Below are 2,457 nucleotides of genomic sequence, written 5' to 3' on the forward strand. Positions count from 1 at the left end.
TCCCCTCTCCCCCCCCCCGGTCCGCCGGGGATGTCCGAACGTTGACCGGCACCGAAAGGGGCGAAAAGGAGCACCCACCCAAGCCCACAGACCCCCGCCCTGATCGGGGCGGGGGGTCCGGGGCCGGGAGCCGGGGGGCGGGAGCCGGGGGGCGGGAGCCGGGGGCCGGGGGCGGGGGCCGGGGGCGGGGGCCGGGGCTACTCCGAGCGGCCCGTGTAGAAGGCGACGGTGAGGTCCTTCACCAGGGCCTTCCGCTCGTAGTCGTCCAGCTCGACCAGCCCGCGCGAGGTCAGCCGGTGGACGGTGTCGTCCACCGCGTCGACGACCGAGGTCAGCACCGTGTCCCGGTGCTTGGCGTCGATCGCCGCGACCCGGCGCCGCCGCATGGCCTCGGCTACCTCGGGCGCGTACTCGATGCGGGTCGGCTGGGCCGAGTACACCTCGATCCCGACCGCCTCGGTCTCGGCCGCCAGCATCCGGGTCAGCGCGTCGCCCACCGCCTCGGCGTCGCGCAGGGTCGGCGCGTCCTCGTGGAAGGCGTCGGCCGGCAGCTGGGACAGCACCCGGGCCATCGCCGACTCCACCTGCTCGGCGAGGTACTCCGTGTGGTCCTCGACGGCCAGAACCGCCCGGGCGGTGTCCTTGACCTGCCAGACGACCTGGACGACGACCTGGAGGGCGAGACCGCCCGAGTCCACGGCGGGCATGGGCTCGCTGCGCCAGTGCCGCAGGCGTACGTCGACGCGGCGGCGCAGGAGCAGCGGGCTGACCCAGATGAGGCCGGTCCGGCGGACCGTACCGCGGTAGCGGCCGAACAGGGTGAGCACGCAGGCGTGCCCGGTCCTGCCGCGGCCGAGACCGCCGAGGGCGAGCAGGGCCACGATCCCGAGGAAGGCGAGCGGGGGCCAGTGGGTGGGGCGCAGCCCGTGGTACGGGCGCGGGGTCGCCCCGGCCGCGGCCTCGAAGACGCCGGGCAGGGCGCCGGCCCGCCAGAACACCGCCAGGCAGCCGGCGAGGGCGAGCCCGCCGACGGCCACCCCGACCCAGCCGGGCAGGACGGGCCCGCGGTGCTCCCGCAGCCGGTCGTCCCCGCGGGGGACCCGCCGGCCGGGGGCCGGGCGGGTGGCGCTGCGCCGGGCCGCAGCCGGGGCCGCGGGCGATCCGGCCGGGGCGCCGCCGGGGCGCGGCGCGCGGGCGGCAAGGGGCGGGAAGGGCAGGTGCACCGGCACGTCGGTGACCGCGAGCCCGCGTCCCGGCGCGTCCTCCGGGGCGTCGTCGCCGTCGTCGTCCTCCGGGCCGGCGCCCTCCGTCATGCCGCGGGCCACGGCCTGCGCCACGATGTCGGCGACACCGGGCGCGGGTTCACGGTCCCCCTTCGGGAGCTCCGGCCCGCCGGTCCCGGGTTCGCCCCGGTCGTCCGTGGCGTCCGTGGCGTCCGCGAACTGCGGTGCCGGTACGCAGACCAGGGTGTCGGGGTCGTGCACGTCCGAACTCCGGCCCGCCCCGCAGCGGTCAGGGGCTCCGACGGGCATGGACAGTGATTCGGCCGCGACCGCGGCCGCGGGCCCCGGCACGTGCGGCGGTTCGGCCGCGACTCCGGCCGACGGGTACGGCGGTTCAGGCGCGACCCCGACCGACGCGTGCGATCGCCGGTCGGCGGCTCCGGCCAGTGGGTGCGGTCGGTCGGCCGCCCCGGCGGGAACATGCGAGCGTTCGGCCGCAGCTCCGGCTGACCCGTCCGGCTGTCCGGCCTCGACCCCGGCCGACACGTGCGACGGCCCGGTGGCGACCCCGACCGACGCGTGCGGCAGCTCGGCCACGGCCCCGGCGGGGGCACACGGCGGCCGGACCGCGGCTCCGGTCTGCGCGAGCGGCACGTCGGCCGCCACCCCGGCGGGGGCATGCGGCGGTTCGGCCCCCGCTCCGGCGGGCGCGTGCGGCCGTTCGTGCGCCGCCTCGGCGGCCAGGTGCGGGGGCAGTGCCGCGAACCCGACCGACTGGTCAGGCAGTTCGGCCACCCCGGCAGGAAGATGCGGCGACTCGGCCGCAGCTCCGGCTGACCGGCCCGGCCGTTCGGCCTCGACCCCGACCGACGGATGAGGCAGTTCGGTGGCAACTCCGGCCACCGCACGCGGCATGTCGGCCGCCGCCCCCGTAGGGGCATGCGGCGGTTGGGCCGCAGCTTCGGTCGGCGTGTGCGGCAGGTCGGCCACAGCCGCGGCGGGAGCGTGCGGCCGTTCGGGCGCCGCTCCGGCGGGCAGGTGCGGCGGCATTGCCGCGAACCCGACCGACGGGTCAGGCAGGCCGGCCACCCCGGCAGGAACATGCGGCGGCTCGGCCGCAGCTCCGGCTGACCGACCAGGCCGTACAGCCTCGACCCCGACCGACGCGTGCGACGGCCCGGTAGCGGCTCCGGTCGCGGCGTGCGGCAGGTCGGCCACGGCCCCGGCGGGAGCG

At 78.6% G+C, this 2,457-nt stretch carries 1 protein-coding gene; it reads right to left on the reverse strand.

The features are described from left to right. Positions 1 to 197 precede the first annotated feature (197 nt). Positions 198 to 2,018, reverse strand: coding sequence for an SPFH domain-containing protein (locus ACZ4VL_RS14410; RefSeq protein WP_468199641.1), 1,821 nt, complete (start codon positions 2,016 to 2,018; stop codon positions 198 to 200). Positions 2,019 to 2,457: the final 439 nt, after the last annotated feature.

Source organism: Streptomyces sp. NPDC029014, from assembly GCF_055564695.1.